Source organism: Legionella sp. PC1000, assembly GCF_014109805.1.
Lineage (GTDB): Bacteria > Pseudomonadota > Gammaproteobacteria > Legionellales > Legionellaceae > Legionella > Legionella resiliens.
Window position 1 is genome coordinate 2,397,563 of the sequence record NZ_CP059400.1, and the last position, 17,080, is coordinate 2,414,642.

Sequence of the window (17,080 nt, forward strand, 5' to 3'; positions counted from 1 at the left end):
TTTTCAACTGCTTATTACAAATAAATTTGCACATCATACTCGACTATAAAAATGAACCGGGATGGCACATGGTTTCAAAAAAATGTGACGTCAGGCCTGCCGATAACTGGCAAGAATATAATAGCGGAGTTTATACTCAACCAATTACTGGTAAAAGCCTACTAAGATAGATTCCGTATAAAATCACTTTATAAAAATCAATGGGCTCTCCCTAAAGCAGAACCCATTGTTTTTTTAAGATAACTCAAGACTCAATTAGGTTTGGAAAGAATAGGAGGCTCATAAGTTGATTCGTTATTATTATAAACAGCCATTCCCTCAAATAAATCAATATCTTCCCATTCCATACTTTGAGCATGAGTAACTCCTTTACGTGTTTTAACATTTTCAATAATTACACTAGGGGAACCCGTAAACATGGGCTTTATACCTAGTTCAGTGCATTGAGTCGTATACTTCTCGATCTCTTGCCGAGCTACTAGAATCTGCTCGGTTGCTTGCTCATAAATATCTACTCCTGAGGCCTGCTTAAGTTCATTACCTCTTTTTTCTAGGGCCTTTAATCTGGCAACCACATTTTCCATAAATTCAATATCTAATTTATGAGGTCCCTCTTCACGTCCGTTCGGAATACCATTGTTACAATTTAACTTAATAGCAGTGGCTTCGCTAAGTCGGTTATGCAAGTAGTCAGAAAGTAGCTCTCCTACTCGTCCAGAAGCTTGCTCTAACCAAGCTTGAGAAACATTCATGAAACATCCACGCAAAATCATTTTCCCTGCATTATTGGGTCCAATTTGATCCATAGGCTGGATTTTAGACATGGGTTCCTCCTTAAAACCAATTATTTTGTATAATTATAGAACATACTGGTTAAGTCATTCTTGAACTCATATTTTTATAAGCAAAGAAAATAGGGGATGACACACTGTCCATTATCTTGGCGAATGCATCGCAGCGTCCTGTTTGTCGCTACTCAACTTTATTTGCTGCAGAGAACCCTTATAAGAATGAGCGGAAGCGTCTACAAGAAAAGGATTCGGAGCGAATTGCAAGGAGTCGATTGCCACTAGTTGGGTTTGGGCAGAGTTCATTGTTTCAATGAGCTTTAGTTTTAAGGATGGAGGTAAAACCTTATCAGGCATTGAATTAATTCCTTCAGCCAATTTATGATTGTGCTCTTTCAATGCCGGAATACTGGTTTCTTTAATTGCTTTTTGTATGACATCAAATATTGATTTTAATTCTTTGGGAAAATGTACTGATTTATCGCCAATTTTTAATACAGTCGTATCAGTATAATCACCAAAAAGCCCATATTTTTTAGTGAGCTTCCATTTTTTATGTTCTATTAATTGTTCAAATACTTCTGAAAATTGATTCTGCATGATCTTAATATTTACATCATAGGATTCGAACAATTTTTTTAGAGGATCACCACATCTTTGTGCCTCTTTCATTAATGTACCGCTAAGCATCCCTGTTCTTATTGCGTAAGGATTTGCATTATGCGCTAATAAAAATTGGCATCGATCCATACTTCTCTGGTGAATTGCAACCCACAAAGGATACTGACGCCCACCATTGATATTATCGATTTCTGCATTGACCAATTGAGGAAATTTCTTTAAAACCGCATCTGCTATCTCGTAGTTCTTATCATACAGGGATTTAATAAAGATTTTTTTGCACCATTCTTCACTGACATTTTTTATTGAAAATAACTCTTTAAATAAAACGTTATTGTTCCTTTGATAATACAAATCAAGATCATCAGTGCGTGCAAGAAAAGCAGGGTCTTCTTTTAATTTTTTAATACACTTTATGTATACCTCTTCATTGTTATGCAATAATCCTAATAGATACATTTGGTTTAAAGCCTCGGGTTTTAAACCATCTAAGGCGATGGGGTTTATTAACTGATTAAATGCATTTTCATCTTTTTCAAAAAGGATGAAGGGATCAGTTTGACTTTGTGGACTCTTGAGTAACAGATAATTTTTATCGAGAATAAAACCACCAATCTCTTTACACAGATCGATTTTTTTATGATGTAAAGCGATGAGATAATATTCAATTAACTGCTCTTGAGCTAGCTTTTTAATGTCCACTTTTTTTTCAACAAGCTCAAATAATTCGGGTTTTTGAGTCAGGACTTTCCAGGGAGATAAGGCAACCACAGAGCCTTTTTTAAAGAGTATGTTGGGATCACGTGCAACAACGTGCAACACTGAATTTATGATTTCTACATTACCATGCTTGAGTGCCAATAAATAGATGCTATGAAGTGTGTCTTGAGTTTGTTCCGTATAATTTATACCCGCTAATGCTTGAGTGAATGGAAGCGTTCGTCCGTCATCAAATGTTCCTGTCTCACACAGTTCAACAAACCGATTTTTCGCTGTGCCTGCTTCATGCTGAAGCATTGCGGCAAAAGTAATATTTTCTTGACACCGCTTAATCATGCTTTGGTTATTATTTTTTAGCGCTAAGACATATGCTTCATACCATTGCTCCCCTTTTATGAGTATGGGATAAATCTTTTCGCTCAACGCTCCCCCTGCTCGATACAAGCGATGTATAGGACGTTCACCTTGTTTGTCTTTGGCGAATAATAAAGAGGGATTGCGTGATGCAATATCTACAAAAAGTTCTGGTTGATGAAGAGTAAGATAATGCAAACAATTTCGCCCTGCTTCATCGGTTAATAAAAAATTGACCTTTCTGCCTAATAACATACGCATCACTTCGACACTATTATTTTGCGCAGCGATATTCAATAATGGAGTGGGCGTTTTAGTTAATGCACCGGAATAGATCAATTCAGTAGGATTAACTAAATCAGTTTTATCTTTGTGGAATTGATCATAGTATTCTAAAAGTAAATTAAAAGTGTATCCTTGATCCAGACGTACAGCATCAGCAAGTGCGTGCTCAAATGCCTTCTTCTCAAGACGGTGTCCTTTTTCAAGTAGAAAATTAATTACTTGTTTGTCACCGCTGGAGAACGCATGAATCAGTACGTTTTGATCCACGTATTCTTTTTTATAATAGCGACCTACAAATTCTAGCTGTCCATAGGATACAGCGCTTTTAAATGCTTGTTTTTTAGCTGCTTCAAGTTTCACCGATCCTAGCGTTCGTTCCAGATATTCAACTAACTTTTTATCCCCGTTTTGTACGGCATAGGCTAATGCATCGAGCTTTGTAAAATTATCCTGCTGATCCAGTGTGTCTTTCCTTTTTTCATAAATGGAAGTTACTAATTCGGTAGCAGACGGATAAATAGTTGGCAATACTTCAGGATTTGGATCATGTAATCGTGAATACACATGCATACGTACACCCGTGTACGTCCCTTGAAACTTTACTTCATCAAAATGTAAAGCACTATGAATTGCCTCATCAAACATTTTACTTACAGCTGATTTAAGTGCTGCTGCATTTTCCTCTGCAGTTTCTTTTTGAGGTATTTTAATAATCCAGGACTCCCCATAAGCGGGATCAATCACTTCAATTTGGTCGCCAACACGTGTTATCGATATAGAATGTTTGTTACAACTCAGAGTAAATCCTACACCTTGCTGTTTGCTTGGATCGAGTGTTAAATAGGTTGCAAGGGTTTCCTTGAGTTCTTCAACGGTAATAATGCCCGCAAATTGTTGATGATAAGTTAGGGGAAATGGCTCCCCCTTCCGTTCAAATAGAGCTTCTAAAGCCCCTTTCATGCGATCCTGTTGCGTCCCGGCTTCAATACGTAGAGTTCGATGCAACCATAACGTATTTTGAATAAAGGTTTCATATGCCTGATGCACTTCAGGGCTAATATTTTCTGCAAGAGGATCAGAGTCATAAATGAGTTTTAATATCTTTTCATATTCCCCATATTTTCCTGTTAATGTGCAATACAATCGCCAAATTCCTAACCCCAGGCAAACCCCTTCGTTAGTGACCTCCTTGTTAAAACTTGCAGTATCCCCCCTAAAACGTCCTTGCCATTTGCTCGCTTTTTCTATTAATACCTCTTGTGGAAGTGATGGCATATTGATACCGTGATTTAATAAGCTTATTGTTTATATATAGCACAACAACACACTCCTTTTACTGAAGAGAAACTCATTTAACCTCAACTCGACGTAAGAATCAGGCCTAGTCCTCGTATTGAGCTTGAAGCTTCTTAGGTAAGTCGAGAGTTAATAAATTAATTTTAGGAGGCAAGCTATTTGAATCAAGCGATTGCTCAAAAAATTGCTTCGCTTTCTCTTCATTAGGAGTTTCTAAAAATAAGAAATCATAAACAGTTTCATTAGAATCAACTAATAAATAGAGCCATTTTTTCTTGATCTTGTGCTCTATTTTTTTCATGGTTAATTGATTTTTATCTACTGTTTTTTTAGGAGTTAATTTCTCCAGTTGGTTTTTACGATAATAATCAGAAACATTATCCAAACTATAATCTGTGAGCTTAATTCCTCGTTCATCTGAAAGTTCTAAAAGATTGGAATAGCTTAGTGAAAGGCCTCTCCAAAACACAACGGTAGGTAGGACGTATTTTATAACCCCCCTATTTTTTAAATACCACAAAACATTAGGGATTAGAAATAACAAATCAGTCCAAAGCGAACAGCGAAATAATGGAATCATATTTTAAGTTAATTACAATAAAATCCTTCTTCAAATAATAGCAAATTGCTTTTGGACGAGAGTCTATTTTTTTAGCACAGTCCATAGAATCAAATAAAAGAAAAGATTAATATGGGTGCCTAAAAAAATCTATTTTAGAGGTATTTATGAAGGAACTAATAGAAGCTATGGTATCTAACCCTGATGAATTCATTCGCTTAATTTCTGAGAACTTAGATATATTGTCTTTAAAAGATGCTACTTATTTGGATTCCGTTGACCCTTTAAAATTACATGATTTATTCGAATATGGCGGTTTAGCCCCTTTTGCTGGTCATTCTTTGGGACCGGTATTCAAACCTGCCGTGAGAGAAATAAAGCGAATTACTAAGTTACAGGCAACTCATTTACATGAAGGGCATTTTTCGGAAACTCATGAACGAGGCGGTAACTGGTTTGATTGCGATATTGAGGAAGACGCAATTAAAGCAATGCAGGCAATGTTAGGTTTTTCCGAGCCTTGTGAATTTCTCTATACTCAGGAAGGCTTATCTTCTAATCTAGGTCGACTGGTTGATACTTTTTACCGCCCTACCCTTACTGATTGGCAATCAGGAAAAACTGGTATTTGTCATTTAGGAAAAGAATTTTTCTCCGATCAAGCCATCATTGAATCCATCTTAAAAAGAGGAATACACACTGCAAAACAATTTGGCGTTTTTAGCCCCTCCAGCCGTATCCCTAATCCCGCATCCCTTACCCTAAAAATTCTGCCGGATGAAAAAGGGCTCTATAGCGAAGAGGCAATTATTGCTTTTATCAAAAAAAATGCAGGCCAAATTCAGATTTTACACTTATCGGATCTGGTATTTAGTACAGGACAACGACTTGATATCACCTACATTTTAAATGAATTAAAGGATGTAATCACGAAGCACCAGATTATTGTGGGCCTCGATTTAGCTCATACAGTAGGAAATAGGATTTTAAATCTGAAAGAATTACCCGTTACTTATGCTGTAGGTTGTGGCTATAAACATATTTGTGGCTCGGCAGGTAGTGGATTTGGTATGTATGTTAGTAAGAATACAGATTTGGAAAAATACCCACCAATTCAAGGTTGGAAAGCAGCAGCTTCAGATAAAGTCTTCGGATTAATCGACGATTTTGATGCTAAAATTATGATGCAAAAAGGTGCTTGGGCATTCAGATGCAGCAATCCCTCCCCTATCGCTCTTGCTCCAGTAAAAACCTATATGCAAACAATGAGCCAAATTGGCTGGGATAAATTAATTGCTAAATCAGAATGCCTCACTCGTTATATGCATGCGCTCCTGCAACAGTTTTTGGGTGACAAAATTGAGTGGATTACTCCTGACGACCCTAAGCGGCGAGGCGCTATGCTGGTTTTTCGTGTTAAAGGAATCAGCGATGTCAGGCAGATAGAAACTATGCTAAAACAATCAAGCGAATTAGGACAATTTGAAATAGATGTACGTCCCCCTAACAATATTCGTGTTACTGCGCATTATGGCTATACTCAGTTTACTGATATTCATAATATGGTTTCTCGCCTCACGCAAGTTGTAAATCTGTTACTGGAACAAAAAAAGGTGGAGAGCTCCAGTTTAAGCCCGAAACAGCGAGGAAAAGATGGATTTTTTGATAAGCCGGTCATTTTGGGAAAAACAGATCATACCAATCCTCAACTTCAAACTGATAATGGGAGTTATAGTCCTTAGGTGCAACCACTCACAATATGGCATAACTTATATTTTTTTACGATACGAGTTATGCCTGCTATCTACTTCTATTTTAATGGTTCTTCTTCATGTCTAAAAAAAATTTCTCTGTATATAACAAACGCTGTCCATCACATAATGTACTAGAAAAAATTAGTGACAAATGGTCCATTTTAATAATTAACATCTTATTAAATAAAACCTCTCGCTTCGGAGAGATAAAGCGTGAAGTAGGAGAAATTTCTCCTAAAATGCTCACCCAAACATTAATGAAATTAGAACGTTTCGGTTTTATAGTGAGACGTTCATTTCCAGTATTACCCATGAAAGTTGAATACTCATTAACTCCATTAGGGAACGAGTTAGGTATTATTCTTAATTCATTAACATCATGGACTGAAAAAAATATGGATGCAATTATGATTGCCGAAAGTGAATTTTTAGAAAAGCGCGATTTGTGAATTAGTGGTCAAACCACTTTATCAATGTCTCTTCACCCAAATTATCATATATATAGGATAAATATAGAGTCAACTTCTGTTCATAGTTTTCATCTAAGGTAGTGTCATTTGTATTTACAATAGGCTCATGATGAAAGAAAACGCCCCCAAGGTAATTACCACAAAACTCATGATAATCTTTCGTGAATAAAAGAAATGTATGCCACATATTATCAATATCACACATTTCCGGATGAATAGCACAAGTAAAGTCAAATAATTCGTTTTCAGGATTGTTTTTTTTATCTGACTTGTGCTTTAAACAAAGCCAAATAAATTTCATTAGCTCTCTTAAAGCAACTTCTGCATGCATTTTTGCATGAGGATAATCCTTATTGTATCGATAAATAATTTTGTTATTTTTATAATGTATTAATTCGTTAAGATTAGGACAGTACATAAATTAGACCTGTTAAGTTTTATTGCATGCATCATATTTCATGTCGCATATGATGCATGCTGCTTTAATTATCCGATGCAGGTACCAGGGCCACACCATCCCTTACTTTTCTTTAATACTTTTTCTCGAACAATTTTTTTGATAATTTTTTCTTTCATAATGGTTCTCCTTTTGGGCTCCAAATTCCATTCTCGAGAATATAAAAGCGATATTAATCAGTCAATTAGTTACTAATTGGTAACTAGCTATGGAACATCATATGAATAATAAAAATTGGGTAAATTATTATAAAATTACAAAGCAAAAGACTCTTCCTAGAAAAACTTTAATGAAAGCAATTAAATTGTTTCATTGTAGGAATAAATTCGACCTTCCCAAATTAGCGATTGATCTTGGATGCGGCTCCGGTTCAGATTCACTTGAACTTTTAAAAAATGACTGGTCCGTTCTAGCGATTGATTCTCAAGCAGAAGCAATATCCATTTTATTATCCTCCTGCCCGCAATCATTAAAGAGTAAATTAAAGACAGAAGTCGCTTCATTTGAGTCATTCACTTCTCTACCGATTTCCCAATTAATTAACGCAAGTTATAGTCTCCCTTTTTTAAAACCTGAGCTTTTTTATAAATTTTGGAAGTTGATTTTAAAAACACTACAGCCAGGCGGACTATTTTCTGGAACCTTTTTTGGAATAAATGATGGATGGAATAGAAATAAAAGAGCCGATATGACATTTCTGAGTTACAAAGAATTACATCAGTTATTTCTTCCATTTAAAATCGAATTGCTTGAAGAAGAAGAACGTGATGAAGCAGATGCATTAGGGTACTCTATGAAACATTGGCACAAGTACTTTGTTGTAGCGGAAAAATGTTAATCCATACCGTCCGTATTAAACTGGTTAATACGGACGGGGCATATTATGCTCGCTGAGCTTGATTGACATTTACGGCAATATCAGCTGCATCATCAGCAATGAATTGAGTTTCTTTACATAATTTGACGTATTCTTTATGTGTAATTAATGCATAGAAAAGAGCTGACACGAGCAGAATGTAATAAATATTTTGATAGAAATAAATTAACCACAAATAAGTTAGAAAAGGCGTTGATAATACTAATAATGTTGTTACTTTCATTCGACGTGCAATCTGTATTGCTCCATAAATTACCATCAACATAGAAATCGACAAATTCATCTTTAGAAAATCACTGGCAGGTAAAGTACTCATCATGAGTCCAAGAATACAAAAAATGATTAACCCAAATAATTTGGTGTTCGGCTTAATCGCTCCCATACTAATCGGCGCTGCCATATATCCAATTAAATGATACCCCGTTACAATGACCATTAATGAGGCCCAACTATCGGAATTCCAGAGAAATATTGCAGTGAGCGTGAAGTTAATGAGCAAGGAGCGGCGACACAGATTATATTCAGGATGTAATTTACCAATGGTTTTCTTTGGCATTTGGCCTTCTTTAGCCATGGCGTAAAACATTCGTGAAGCACCACCTAAATAAGAATATCCTGTACCTGATGGGCTGACGATACTATCAGCAATCAAGATCATTGCTAAGAAATTTACTCCAAGCAACATGGCTAAGTTAATTAAAGGTGAATGAAAATTAAGACTGCTCCAACCACTTGCTAACATACTATGGGGCACAGAGCCCATAAAGGATAATTGCAACAGCATGTAAACAAACATCACAATTACAATTGAAAGAATGATTGATAGAGGAATATTTCGTTTTGGATTTTCAATCTCGCTGGCAAAGGCCACTGCTAATTGAAATCCATTGTAAGAATAAATTAATCCAGCAGAAATGATTGCAGTGATTGCTGAGCCAATTCCGTATTGAGAATTTGTATCCAGGGTAAAATTACTGGTGTCAAAACGCATAATCAAGAAAATAACGATAGTAAAAATCGGACTAAGAATTTTTATTACCGTCACTGTATTATTAATTTTGGCTAATAATTTAATACCAAAATAATTAATAAATAAATAAATGACCAAGATACTCAATGCAAATAATTTGCCGTAAATCGTCAGCACATTGTTCGCGATTAGAACATCACTCTTAATTGCAGCCGCTAAATATTGTGTAGTCGCTTGAGCTTCTGTACCAATCGTAACCATTAATCCAAACCAATTGGCAAAGGCAAAAGGCATGCCAAAAATACTATTGTGTGACAACGCGCTAGACCGGGCAGTTGCCCCACGCACTGGGTAGATTGATGCAACTTGTGCAAGACATAATCCCACCGCCATGACCAATAATGCTGCCAGAACCCATGCAAGGAAGGAGTAATTGCCTGCAATTTTAGCATTTAACTGAGCACTAAAGAGCCATCCTGAACCAACCATAGCAGTAGCAGATAGTGCTGTTGCACTAAATAATGAAATTTTAGCATGCTTAGATCTTGAACCCATAATCAATTACCTTAGAAAGATACTCATTTTAGAATAATGTGAAAATAAAATATAAATTTTGCATATTTTTCAGTCAACGTCAATAGGTCCAAATACAAAATCCATCTAAAAAGATAGTGAGAAAAAATTGCTCCCTAAAATAGGAAGAAACATGCACCATCATAAAGCAAGCAACTTATTGTTTTTACTAAATTTACTTCTATTCAAGCGGCAATTGCTTGTTTCTAAATGGATTTATTGATTCAATTAGGAAGAAAAATGAAAACGACGCAATTAGAAGCATTTAGCGATGATGTGCTCGCAATCATTATTACAATTATGGTACTAGAGATTAAAATTCCACATGGAGATACCTTCGCCAGCCTTTCCCCTCTTGGACCCATTTTTTTGAGTTATCTATTAAGCTTTATTTATATTGGTATTTATTGGAATAATCATCACCATTTATTTACCGCCGTAGAGTCTATTTCAGGTAAGATACTTTGGGCAAATCTCAATCTTTTATTCTGGATTTCCCTATTCCCATTTGCAACAGGATGGATGGGAGAAAATCACTAAACTGCGATATCGACTTCCTTTTATGGGATAGTGCTTTTAATGGCTGCTATTTCCTATTCGATACTCGTGCATACTCTTATTTCACATGAAGGAAAAGAGTCGTTAGTTTCAAAAGCGATTGGAAACGACTTTAAAGGAAATATCTTTATCTTCTTATATGTCCTAGCAATTCCCCTGGCTTATGTTTACACATGGATCGCTCAAATACTTTATGTAATTGTCGCGATAATCTGGTTTATTCCTGATAAACGAATTGAAAACAAGATAAAGTAACAATTTCACTAAATACTTAAACTGTCATCGTGTTACCTTAACTCATCCTCATCCTGTGGACTGAAAAAAGTCAGTTATACTCTAAATAGGGCATATCTAATGTTAGAAAATCAGATTATGAAAATAGTGAAATGGCTTTATTTAAGCCTCCTTACCTATGTATCAATGGTACCTGACTCCGCCGCATTGGATGAAAACAATTCCATTACAATCGGAAAAGAAAGAAAAATATTTATGCATTGTGAAGGCTCAGGATCACCCACCGTATTATTCATTGCCGGTTATCCTGATCGGGGTGATGCGGGCTGGGAAACGCCCCTAACCGGAAAAAAGATAACTGTATTTACTGGAGTCAGTAAATTCACAAAAGTATGCGATTATGATCGCCCAGGAACAATCAAAATAATCGGGGACGAGCGTTTTTTAAAAAGTCGTAGCGATCCTGTGCAGCAGCCCGTTTCAGCTGCAGATATAGTGGATGATTTACATCAACTGGTTAAAGCCGCAAAAATTCATAAACCTTTTATTATTGTCGCACATTCTGCAGGAGGATTGGCTGCAAGACTCTATGCGTTGAAATACCCCAATGATGTAGCAGGAATGATCCTTATAGATGTAACCAATGAAAAACTACTTGAGGCATGGACAAAAAAAGAAATTGAAGTATTTTACTTTGGTGTAGACAACAGCTCTAAATCACTAAGCTCCCATTATAAAAATGGTGAAATAATTAACTTTAAGGAAAGCTTCAAACAATTAAATGCTTATCGTACCCAAAAATTAAATATGCCTGCTATTGTACTCACCGCTGGTAAGATTCCAAAGGCCAGCGAAGTAGTCAAAAGTAGGTTTTGGCCAAGTTATGTGACCCAGGATATGGCGGATTCTATAATACATGGTATTGCTCACGCCAATGATCTGGTAGCTGATACTTTTGTACCCAAAGCAAAACGTATTGATGTAAAAGATAGTGAACATTATATACAAAAGGAGCAGCCAGAATTAATTGTTCAACTAATCCATTCTCTTGTCGAACAGCTAAGATAGGACGCTCCTTTTCTCGCAGGTATTTTTTAATTATTGGATTTCTTTTTCTTTGCTCTATCGATTGCAATTGAAATGGCCCTGCCTTCTTCATATCCTTCTTTAAGAAGCGCATTTGCTATTTCAATCGCTTTTTCTCGAGTAGATGAACTCAAATTTTTCATTGCATCTGGATAATCCGATTTGCTCCATGGCATAATGTCCTCCTGTAAATATAAGTTCATGCGAAAAAATCCAGTGCATGAAAACACTGGGTTTTTTTAGTGAATACTCTTTCTTATTGCGCAGGTTTTGTTTGCAACTCGCAGGTAATCTTTGTGCAGTCACGGCAATTTTTTAAGGCAAAATCAAATGCAGAACCTCCAGGAGCCTCATTTTTAGTCATTGTCTGATCGGCCTGCTCATCAGGAGAACCTGAAGTTGGGCTGCTCGCATTGGTAGTACATATCCACATGCCTGGATGCGTATTTGCTGCTGGCTGATTGGCACTTGAAGCTGCTGGCTGGGTGGTAGTAGTCGTATTTGCTGGAGTAGAAGAAGCATTATCAGCCATTACATAACTTGACACTGCAAACATACTGCTTAAAACAATCATTTTCATTATTCCTTTCATGATTTTCTCCTTGTTTTAAATTTGCTTTTCAGAAAACAGAAATGAACAAATAAATCATAGATCTCTTTTAATGATGTTTGACTTCTTGCGCTTTTTTAATATTTTCTTTTCTAGCATGTTGTTGTGCTTTGTTGGTTTATCTTTTTCAGGAACTTTTTCTCTGGTTTTGATTTAAAAATATCACCTTTGCATGGCGTGGATCTTTACCAAGTCTCTAATTACACATGATGAATCAATTATAGCCTTCTTTTTAACATGGCAACCTAAGGTTTTCCTTTAATTTTATCATGTAGATTGCTATAACCACCCTATTTTCCTTAAAAGGGGGATAGTGTTGCATCATAAGCTGGGAACGCTTAACTGGAGAAGCAAGCGTTTTTTAGTCAATCTAATCAATACTTGCACTAAACCAGGGCTATAAAAAAACAAAAAATCTTTTTCAAGAGCGAGAAGGGGATTTTTATTCTGATATATCTTGAATTTAAATTTACGCAATCTATACTCAAAACACACTCATCATGAGTCCAGTGGAAATATTCCTAAGGAAGATGTATGTTGGGTTGGGCTATTCTTTTCTTTATTATTGCGATTATTGCAGCAGCTTTTGGTTTCGGAGGAATTGCCGGAGCCGCTGCGAGTATTGCACAAATACTATTTTTTATATTTTTGGTACTATTTATAGTTTTTATTGTTCTTGGCCGCAGAGGTCCTCCTCCGCCAGTTTAGATGGTCGGAACCAGGATCGCTTCTTAATTTCATTAAGAAGCGATCCATATTTGATTTGAAAAATAATATGGATACCTCTAATTAACGCTCAGACAAATGAGTATTTAGGGAGATATAAATGTGGCTTTCTTATCTCGAGAAAATTAATTCAAGTATGGACCTTTCTTATATTCTTATAAGAACGTTTATAATTTATATTTACGCTATTTTTTTAATCCGAACAGGCAACAAGCGATTTCATTTTGATACACCCATCGATTTCGTACTGATCATTATTATTGGAGCCGTACTAAGCAGAACAATTAACGGTCCTTCGACATTGATACAAGCAATGGCAGGTAGTGCTTTACTTATTTTTTTACATTGGGCATTTGCTAAACTTTCTTTTAAATATCATACATTTGGTAAATTAATAAAAGGCAAACCAAGAACTCTAATTAAAGATGGAAAAATTATTTGGGCGGTGCTGGAAGAAAATCAGATATCTAAAGAGGATTTATTAGAAATCATAAGAGATAAGTTAAAGACTGATAATTTAGATCAAATAAAGGAAGCCTACCTGGAACGTACAGGAAAGATAAGTTTTATTACAAAAAATAAGAAAATATAGTCAAATTCATGAAAACCACACCACAAAGGTACATAACGAATTCTTAATACTTAACCTGCACAACTCATAGAGCATTAATTGAAATCAACAATAAAAGGTTCAGCAGTGTGGGTCAGAGGGTTATATTGAAAACGATTGGTATAATTTAAATTTTTCCCATACACATGCAACGAAATTGCTACTGAGTCGGAGACATTAACTACGCTATGAATGTCATCGGGATTAAAAGCAATAACATCACCAGGAAAACAGGTAATGGCTTTATTTTGTTTTTGAATATCCGCATACTCAGGTTGGGAACCATCATCCCTACGAATCCAAAAAAAATTTTTTTCTACACCTACAACACAACCTACTACACCCCAGGTTTTATGATCGTGTGGCGTAATTTCTCGCCCAGGCTCCCAAGCAACTATATTAACAGCCAAGGAGTGATCTGGCTCTTCAAAAATTAGCCAAGAAGTAAATCCGTTCACTGGGTCAACAGTATAAAAATGCTCCTCAAGCCAATCTGTTTTTTTAACCCAATTTCTTAAAATTAATGAAACCTTTTCCATATTTTCATGATTAGCATGTTCTAGAATATTTAATTGCTTAAGCTCTTGGATCAAAGGCAATAATCCTGAAGGCGTATAAAACTCCATACGATAACTCACAATTGATAAGGTTCTTTAATTAGCATAGCGCATACCATCAATAATTCGAGTTTCACTTCTTTTGCTCTTTGGATAAATCCCTAATTGAAATCAGGAACAGGATAATCAGGTGCTAAAACAGATGCTAGTTCTTTCCATAAGTCTATGCTTAAATTATTGGTTTCATTCGTTATGGGCTTTAAGGTATTAAATGCAATAAACACGATTTGCTTTTCCGGTAATACAGCAAAAACCCCACTATAACCACCAAATCTAGGATTTTGCATAAGCCAATGATTGGCTACGCCAAACCTCATTGCAAAATAAAGTTCATTTGTATTTTTCCCCTTTCCAACAGTATCTGGAGTTCTTAATTGTTGTGTCGATTTGGCTGTTAGCAAATTACCATTCATCCAGGCATTCGCCCATTTTCCTAAATCTTCTATGGTTGAAGTCGTGGCACCCGAGCTTGCAGTCCAGGATGGATCCCAAAAAGTTGCATCTTCATAAACCCCTCTGTCTTGACTAAATGAATGTAACACAGGACAGGGTATCGTAGCTGTGCGATCAAACCGGGTCTTTTCCATGCCCAATTTTTTTAAAATTAATGAACGAAATAATTGATTAAGCGGCTGATTACTTGCCTGAGCTAAAATACTCCCTAATATAACGTAGTCAGTATGAGAATAGTGTTGATTGGTACCTGGCTTAAATAAAGGTCCTTTCATAAACGCATAATCAATTAACTCTTTATCAGACCACTGTTTAAAGGGTTGTTCAATGACTGCTTTAATAAATCCTTCATTATAAACATAATCAGGAAAACCACTGGTACCATTAGCAAGCATTTTTAAATCAACCTGATCTGCGTTGGGCAAATCGGGATACCAGCGTGCCACTTTATTCTCAAGACTTAGATCTTTTTTTTCTACTAACAACATCAAAGCAGTTGTTAGTAATGTTTCTGTTACTCCACCTATACGAAAATACATGTCTTTTGTGGCGGGTACGGCAGTCATGGAGTTTCCAATAGCCTGAATACTAATTGGTTTTCCATCGATCCACAGGCCATAAACTATAGCTTTCACAGGCTTGCCTTTTATAAATGATCGAATTTTATTATCAAGCCAAGGTTGCTCAATCGTAGATGCATAAAGTGAAGCTTGGAACCCGAAAAGGAGCACTATAAATAAATTTCTTATTTTTACCATCGATGTCTCCCCTGGTCATTTTCATTACTCTATTGTTTTTTATGAGAGCAACATGGATAATAAATAGCGAATTGCACTTAATGTGTACATAATAAATGCTACCCTATACTTAATGTATGCCATTTTGAAAAGCAACTATGACATATTCACGCAAAAATCATGTCGTTCTTTCAGATGAAATGGATGATTTAAAAAAAAGAATAAACCAAAGGAAGAAAGAACAGAAGTCATATATTGAAATTGCCCACAAAAAGGGGAAGTTATCCCAACGTCTACTTGAAGGTGCACAAAAATTTTTTGGCCTGGCTGCCACCGCTTTTTCATCGGCAAAAGAACTCCCATACATTGGATTTGTGTTTCAAATTGTCGCCATTATTCCCGCTTCGATTGCCATGATAACGGACAAAAACAGTTCGATATTGGGTAAAATTTTAGCAGTAAGTTTTCTTTTGGGCTTAACCGCTTTAGGTATCACCGCCTTTGTTATGGGGGGATTAGTTGCTGCGAAAATTGGATTGGCTTTGGCTTCTTTGGTTACGGTTATAGAAGGGATGTCATTTATAGGCTCACTTTTTAATAAATATAAAACGTGGAGCGCTTATAAAGAAAAAGAGGAGTTTAACCATTTATTAGATTCCCTTGATTCAGATGCTTTAGAAAATGATAAGTATCGTGAACGATTGGAAATTCGAGCTTTAGAACTAGAACACTTGCTTGAACACTCAACCAGTTCGTCACTTGAAAAAGAAAACGAAGAATTGCAGTTTATCAATACGATTCGCAATAAAAAACCTTATGTGCCTCCCCAAATGGATAACACTCTTCTGCGGTTTATCAATGCGATGCGCAGTAAAATAGGATGGGAAAAATTACCCTCTGATGACCCTCCCATAACCAAACTTTCAAATTTATATGATGAGCGTAAAATAGCGGTAAGTTATTTGGCGAAGATCACAGAAATAATTGACAAAGACGATCAGACAAGCCATTCAATACTTATTGATCAAGTAACTGAGCTTCAACACCAAATTGCCCAAATTGATAAAGAGATTGAAAGCATAACGGAACCATTGCATGAATTGCAACGAAATGATCTCTTAGCCAATGAAGCCATCCCCAAATCCTTTACTAATTTTGCTTTAGGTGGGGCTGGTGTGATTTTGTCAACTATTGGTTTAATGATTTTGCTAAGTGCAGTAGCCGCTCCTCCTATAATGGGCCCTATTTTATTTGGATTTGGTATTGGGCTGGCAATATTTGGAGTAGTTAAATGGGGAATAGAACTTTATGCGACGAGTCAAGACGAGAAATTCAAGCGGAAACTTGAAAAAGAGAATGAAGGAATAATCCTCGAAGAAGCATTATATGAATATGACCATGGATGCAGTTACTCAAACGCAATGCGTCCCATACTCGATTCAAAAGACACAACTTCTGAGAAGCCTACAAATACAACAGAAAATGATTTGGCGAAAATATCAGAACCACCCTCTATAGAATCAACAAAACTTCTAGAATCTACAAACGCCCCCCCAAAAAGCTCAGGAGAATACCAAATCTAATCGCCTCTCCAAAGAGGTGGAAGAAACCGCTGTGAATACCCAATTTTTATATTTTTAGAACAACCTCACAATCTTTTATATTTGTTTAATAAATATTCAAAATAATAAAGAAAGAAAGTTTGTGTTCTTAATAAGAACTTAA

At 36.0% G+C, this 17,080-nt stretch carries 18 protein-coding genes; 9 read left to right on the top strand and 9 right to left on the bottom strand.

Going from position 1 to position 17,080, the window contains the following annotated elements; translation table 11 throughout:
* Positions 1-251: 251 nt before the first annotated feature.
* From FOLKNPGA_RS10535 to FOLKNPGA_RS10545, 3 genes are all read right to left on the bottom strand, one after another.
* On the bottom strand, positions 252-824 hold the full coding sequence (locus FOLKNPGA_RS10535; protein WP_182349880.1) for a hypothetical protein: 573 nt from the start codon (positions 822-824) through the stop codon (positions 252-254).
* A gap of 111 nt (positions 825-935) precedes the next feature.
* The gene (locus FOLKNPGA_RS10540) at positions 936-4,043 is read right to left on the bottom strand and encodes a hypothetical protein (RefSeq protein WP_182349881.1); all 3,108 of its coding nucleotides are present in this window, start codon (positions 4,041-4,043) and stop codon (positions 936-938) included.
* A gap of 106 nt (positions 4,044-4,149) precedes the next feature.
* Positions 4,150-4,644: a hypothetical protein gene (locus tag FOLKNPGA_RS10545; RefSeq protein WP_182349882.1), complete on the bottom strand. Its 495-nt coding sequence runs from the start codon at positions 4,642-4,644 to the stop codon at positions 4,150-4,152.
* Between the two features lie 146 nt (positions 4,645-4,790).
* Here FOLKNPGA_RS10545 and FOLKNPGA_RS10550 point away from each other — a divergent pair, with 146 nt between their 5' ends.
* Positions 4,791-6,365, top strand: a complete 1,575-nt coding sequence (locus FOLKNPGA_RS10550; protein WP_182349883.1) for an aminotransferase class V-fold PLP-dependent enzyme — start codon at positions 4,791-4,793, stop codon at positions 6,363-6,365.
* 89 nt (positions 6,366-6,454) lie between these two features.
* On the top strand, positions 6,455-6,826 hold the full coding sequence (locus FOLKNPGA_RS10555; protein WP_182349884.1) for a helix-turn-helix domain-containing protein: 372 nt from the start codon (positions 6,455-6,457) through the stop codon (positions 6,824-6,826).
* A gap of 1 nt (position 6,827) precedes the next feature.
* Here FOLKNPGA_RS10555 and FOLKNPGA_RS10560 read toward each other — a convergent pair whose 3' ends face one another.
* On the bottom strand, positions 6,828-7,265 hold the full coding sequence (locus FOLKNPGA_RS10560) for a hypothetical protein (protein WP_182349885.1): 438 nt from the start codon (positions 7,263-7,265) through the stop codon (positions 6,828-6,830).
* 259 nt (positions 7,266-7,524) lie between these two features.
* Between FOLKNPGA_RS10560 and FOLKNPGA_RS10565 the strand changes: the two genes are divergently transcribed.
* Positions 7,525-8,142: a trans-aconitate 2-methyltransferase gene (locus FOLKNPGA_RS10565; protein WP_182349886.1), complete on the top strand. Its 618-nt coding sequence runs from the start codon at positions 7,525-7,527 to the stop codon at positions 8,140-8,142.
* A gap of 43 nt (positions 8,143-8,185) precedes the next feature.
* On the opposite strand, the gene FOLKNPGA_RS10570 is transcribed toward FOLKNPGA_RS10565, so the two are convergent.
* The gene (locus FOLKNPGA_RS10570; RefSeq protein ID WP_182349887.1) at positions 8,186-9,706 is read right to left on the bottom strand and encodes an APC family permease; all 1,521 of its coding nucleotides are present in this window, start codon (positions 9,704-9,706) and stop codon (positions 8,186-8,188) included.
* Between the two features lie 258 nt (positions 9,707-9,964).
* Between FOLKNPGA_RS10570 and FOLKNPGA_RS18960 the strand changes: the two genes are divergently transcribed.
* From FOLKNPGA_RS18960 to FOLKNPGA_RS10580, 3 genes are all read left to right on the top strand, one after another.
* On the top strand, positions 9,965-10,264 hold the full coding sequence (locus tag FOLKNPGA_RS18960; protein WP_232891078.1) for a TMEM175 family protein: 300 nt from the start codon (positions 9,965-9,967) through the stop codon (positions 10,262-10,264).
* A 39-nt stretch (positions 10,265-10,303) separates the two neighbouring features.
* Entirely contained in the window at positions 10,304-10,537 is a 234-nt protein-coding gene (locus tag FOLKNPGA_RS18965; RefSeq protein WP_232891079.1) for a hypothetical protein, read from the top strand.
* A 99-nt stretch (positions 10,538-10,636) separates the two neighbouring features.
* Complete coding sequence (locus tag FOLKNPGA_RS10580; RefSeq protein ID WP_220471036.1) at positions 10,637-11,584, top strand: alpha/beta fold hydrolase; 948 nt, start codon at positions 10,637-10,639, stop codon at positions 11,582-11,584.
* 26 nt (positions 11,585-11,610) lie between these two features.
* Here FOLKNPGA_RS10580 and FOLKNPGA_RS10585 read toward each other — a convergent pair whose 3' ends face one another.
* Together FOLKNPGA_RS10585 and FOLKNPGA_RS10590 are read right to left on the bottom strand one after the other, a co-directional pair.
* Entirely contained in the window at positions 11,611-11,778 is a 168-nt protein-coding gene (locus FOLKNPGA_RS10585; RefSeq protein WP_182349889.1) for a DUF2188 domain-containing protein, read from the bottom strand.
* Between the two features lie 80 nt (positions 11,779-11,858).
* Complete coding sequence (locus tag FOLKNPGA_RS10590) at positions 11,859-12,194, bottom strand: hypothetical protein (RefSeq protein WP_182349890.1); 336 nt, start codon at positions 12,192-12,194, stop codon at positions 11,859-11,861.
* Between the two features lie 552 nt (positions 12,195-12,746).
* Between FOLKNPGA_RS10590 and FOLKNPGA_RS10595 the strand changes: the two genes are divergently transcribed.
* Both FOLKNPGA_RS10595 and FOLKNPGA_RS10600 read left to right on the top strand, forming a co-directional pair.
* Positions 12,747-12,920 (top strand): DUF1328 family protein, encoded by a 174-nt coding sequence (locus tag FOLKNPGA_RS10595; RefSeq protein WP_182349891.1) that lies wholly within the window; start codon positions 12,747-12,749, stop codon positions 12,918-12,920.
* Between the two features lie 118 nt (positions 12,921-13,038).
* Positions 13,039-13,530: a DUF421 domain-containing protein gene (locus FOLKNPGA_RS10600; RefSeq protein WP_182349892.1), complete on the top strand. Its 492-nt coding sequence runs from the start codon at positions 13,039-13,041 to the stop codon at positions 13,528-13,530.
* A gap of 74 nt (positions 13,531-13,604) precedes the next feature.
* On the opposite strand, the gene FOLKNPGA_RS10605 is transcribed toward FOLKNPGA_RS10600, so the two are convergent.
* A complete protein-coding gene (locus FOLKNPGA_RS10605) occupies positions 13,605-14,174 on the bottom strand; it encodes a cupin (protein ID WP_182349893.1) in 570 nt (189 codons plus the stop codon).
* A gap of 92 nt (positions 14,175-14,266) precedes the next feature.
* Positions 14,267-15,376 (bottom strand): serine hydrolase, encoded by a 1,110-nt coding sequence (locus FOLKNPGA_RS10610; protein WP_182349894.1) that lies wholly within the window; start codon positions 15,374-15,376, stop codon positions 14,267-14,269.
* 137 nt (positions 15,377-15,513) lie between these two features.
* Here FOLKNPGA_RS10610 and FOLKNPGA_RS10615 point away from each other — a divergent pair, with 137 nt between their 5' ends.
* Positions 15,514-16,938 (top strand): T4SS effector SidA family protein, encoded by a 1,425-nt coding sequence (locus FOLKNPGA_RS10615; RefSeq protein WP_182349895.1) that lies wholly within the window; start codon positions 15,514-15,516, stop codon positions 16,936-16,938.
* Positions 16,939-17,080 lie beyond the last annotated feature (142 nt).